The sequence below is a fragment of the Mycobacterium kyogaense genome, from assembly GCF_003254575.1.
GTDB classification, from domain to species: Bacteria; Actinomycetota; Actinomycetes; order Mycobacteriales; family Mycobacteriaceae; genus Mycobacterium; species Mycobacterium kyogaense.
On record NZ_QJUA01000091.1, the window covers coordinates 1 to 3,144 of the forward strand.

General features: G+C 70.0%; 5 protein-coding genes. 4 read left to right on the plus strand and 1 reads right to left on the minus strand.

The window, feature by feature from the left end; all coding sequences use genetic code 11:
- Positions 1-34: 34 nt before the first annotated feature.
- Positions 35-559, minus strand: coding sequence for a hypothetical protein (locus DMB80_RS27645; RefSeq protein ID WP_111512747.1), 525 nt, complete (start codon positions 557-559; stop codon positions 35-37).
- 159 nt (positions 560-718) lie between these two features.
- Between DMB80_RS27645 and rimP the strand changes: the two genes are divergently transcribed.
- From rimP to DMB80_RS27665, 4 genes are all read left to right on the plus strand, one after another.
- Positions 719-1,252, plus strand: coding sequence for a ribosome maturation factor RimP (rimP, locus tag DMB80_RS27650; RefSeq protein WP_111512748.1), 534 nt, complete (start codon positions 719-721; stop codon positions 1,250-1,252).
- Positions 1,249-2,304 (plus strand): transcription termination factor NusA, encoded by a 1,056-nt coding sequence (nusA, locus tag DMB80_RS27655; RefSeq protein ID WP_046366784.1) that lies wholly within the window; start codon positions 1,249-1,251, stop codon positions 2,302-2,304. Before rimP ends, nusA begins: the two co-directional genes overlap by 4 nt.
- Before the next feature lie 143 nt (positions 2,305-2,447).
- Positions 2,448-2,747, plus strand: coding sequence for a YlxR family protein (locus tag DMB80_RS27660; protein WP_240431421.1), 300 nt, complete (start codon positions 2,448-2,450; stop codon positions 2,745-2,747).
- Between the two features lie 101 nt (positions 2,748-2,848).
- On the plus strand, positions 2,849-3,144 hold a 296-nt coding region (locus DMB80_RS27665; RefSeq protein WP_205538985.1), incomplete at its 3' end, for a translation initiation factor IF-2 N-terminal domain-containing protein.

Sequence of the window (3,144 nt, forward strand, 5' to 3'; positions counted from 1 at the left end):
GGCGGGCCCTGCGTCGGTTCCGGTGTCGGGGACGTCACTGCGCACCGCCGGGAGAAGCCATAGCCACCGTGTAGGCGGCCGTGCAGGCAGCGGCGATCGAGGCCAGCAGGCCCGCGCGGTACCCGGACAGCGCCGCCGCGGAGTGCGATGCGCTGTCGGCCGATGCGCGCAGCGCACCCACGACATCGTCGGCGTTCGGCGGGGGTGGCTCGGGGGCGCCCGCGGCCGGGCTGGCCGACGTCGTCACCGTCACTCCGGTGCTCGGCGCGGCCTGCCCGGTCAGCCGGACGATCTCGTCGGACAGGGCTTCGGCGTGCGCGGTGCGCAGTCCGGCGATGTCGGTCAGGGGCGCGGCCGCACGGCCGCGCACCGCAGCGGCGGCCTGGCCGGCCAGGCGGCTGTCCGCGCGCGCCCGGTCGAGCGCGGTGGTCAGGTCGTCGAGGTCCGGCGGGGGAGGCGGCGCACCACAGGCTGTCGCCGCGACGGCCGTCAGTAGGACCAGTCCCGCCAATACCTCACGGCGGCGCAGGGTCGGCGGGCGGCTCGGCACGTGCCTCATCCTGCCATTGCGCCCGGTGCCCACCGGGCGCGACATCGCGGCGGGTGCAGCCCGTGCCGCCCCCCGACGCCGCACTTTCGTTATTCGGACCGCTCGGCTGGCGTATCGTAGGGTCCCGTTCGGCCAGTTCGAGAGACAACTCAAGACGAGGAGCCCACCGTGGCGGAGCAGTCCGCGGGATTGCCGTCCCAGCGACAGGTGATCGATTTGCTCGCCGGGGAGTTCGCGCGCGCCGGGTATGACCTCGAGGACGTCGTGGTCGACGCTGCGGCCCGCCCGCCCCGGGTGACAGTGGTCGCCGATGGCGACAAGGGGCTCGATCTCGACGCGGTCGCCGAACTATCCCGCCTCGCCTCGGGGATTCTCGACGGTCTCGACTCGCAGGCCTATGTTCTGGAGGTCACCTCGCCGGGCGTGGACCGACCCCTGACGACCGACACCCAATACCGGCGCGCTCAGGGCCGACTGGTCGAACTGACGTTGGCCGACGGCTCCACACTGGCCGGCCGGCTGGGCGAACTGCGCGGCGCCACCGTCGACGTCGTCGTCCGCGACGGATCCCGGCGCGCACTGTCGGTGCGCGAAGTCCCGCGGGAAGACATCGTCAAAGCTGTTGTCCAGGTGGAGTTCTCACCACCGAGTCCGCGTGAGCTCGAGCTCGCGGGGCAGACCGGAAAGCACAGTGAACCATGAACATCGACATGGCCGCGCTGCACGCGATCGAGGCAGACAAGGGAATCTCCGTCGACGTGGTGGTCGAGACCATCAAGTCGGCGCTGCTGACCGCCTACCGACACACCGACGGGCACGAGGCCGACGCCCGGATCGACGTCGACCGCAAGACCGGCGTGGTCAGGGTGATGGCCCGGCAGACCGACGCAGACGGCAACGTGCTGCACGAGTGGGACGACACGCCCGAAGGCTTCGGCAGGATCGCGGCGACCACCGCCCGGCAGGTGATCCTCCAGCGCCTGCGCGACGCCGAGAACGAGAAGAACTACGGCGAGTTCTCGGCGCGCGAGGGCGACATCGTCGCCGGTGTGATCCAGCGCGATGCCCGCGCCAACGCGCGCGGCCTGGTCGTGGTCCGGATCGGCAGTGAGACCAAGGGCTCCGAGGGCGTGATCCCCGCGGCGGAACAGGTGCCAGGGGAAAGCTACGAACACGGAGACCGGCTGCGCTGCTATGTCGTGGGCGTCTCCCGCGGGGCTCGTGAACCGTTGATCACGCTGTCGCGCACCCATCCCAATCTGGTTCGCAAACTGTTCTCTCTCGAGGTGCCCGAGATCGCTGACGGCTCGGTGGACATCGTCGCGGTGGCACGCGAGGCCGGGCACCGCAGCAAGATCGCGGTGGCCTCGCGCGCGCCCGGGCTCAACGCCAAGGGGGCCTGCATCGGGCCGATGGGCCAGCGGGTCCGCAACGTGATGAGCGAACTGTCCGGCGAGAAGATCGACATCATCGACTTCGACGACGACCCGGCGAAGTTCGTCGCCAACGCGCTGTCGCCGGCCAAGGTCGTGTCAGTGACGGTGATCGACGAGGCAGCCAAGGCGGCGCGCGTCATCGTGCCGGACTTCCAGCTCTCGCTGGCGATCGGCAAGGAAGGGCAGAACGCGCGGCTCGCGGCGCGGCTCACCGGATGGCGCATCGACATCCGCAGTGACGATGCGGCGGCCGATACCGGCCGGGACCGCACTGACCGGCGGCCCGACGCTGCCCGCGGCGCGGCGGGCGAACAGTAGCGACTCACGGCTGCGCCCCGGTCGTCGCGTCGAGGCGGACCGATTTTCTTTTCGACGACGTCGTGACGGTAGACTCAGCTGTGATCCAGCGCGAGACGTCGGCTCGGACGCAGAAAAGCAGCGACAACCCTTCCGGGGGACCGGTGCGGACCTGCATCGGATGCCGACGACGAGAGTTGGCCGTCGATCTGCTCCGAGTTGTCGCCGTCGACGGCGGACAGGGTCCTGGGAATGTCACCAGGGCTGTGACCGTTGACGCGGCGAAGAGACTTCCCGGACGGGGTGCATGGCTGCATCCCGATCCAGGGTGTCTGCGCGAAGCGGTTCGCCGGCGAGCCTTCGGTCGAGCGCTGCGGATCGCCGGCTCACCGGACATCACCGCGGTGGTCGAGCGTTTCGAAGAATTCGGAACGTCCGAGCCACCCGGGCAAGAGAACAGGTAGCGAAGAACATGAGCACACCGTGAAGTCCCGATGACCATGCGTCATAGCTAACCCGAGGCGCGGCGCCTACCACCGCTGTCGCCTCTCAGACAGGAGATGTAGTGGCAGGTAAGGCCCGCGTGCACGAGTTGGCTAAGGAACTCGGTGTCACCAGTAAGCAAGTTCTGGCCCGGCTGAGCGAACAAGGAGAGTTCGTCAAGTCGGCGTCGTCCACGGTGGAGGCGCCCGTCGCCCGCCGGTTGAGGGAGTCGTTCGGCGGCTCCAAGCCCGCGTCCGGATCGTCGAGTGGTGCCGGCAGCGCCGGCAACGGCAGCGCGTCCAACGGTGCCTCAGCACCGGCGAAGCCCGGTCCGCGACCCGGCCCCCGTCCGTCGGCACCGGCCGCGCAGCAGCCGGC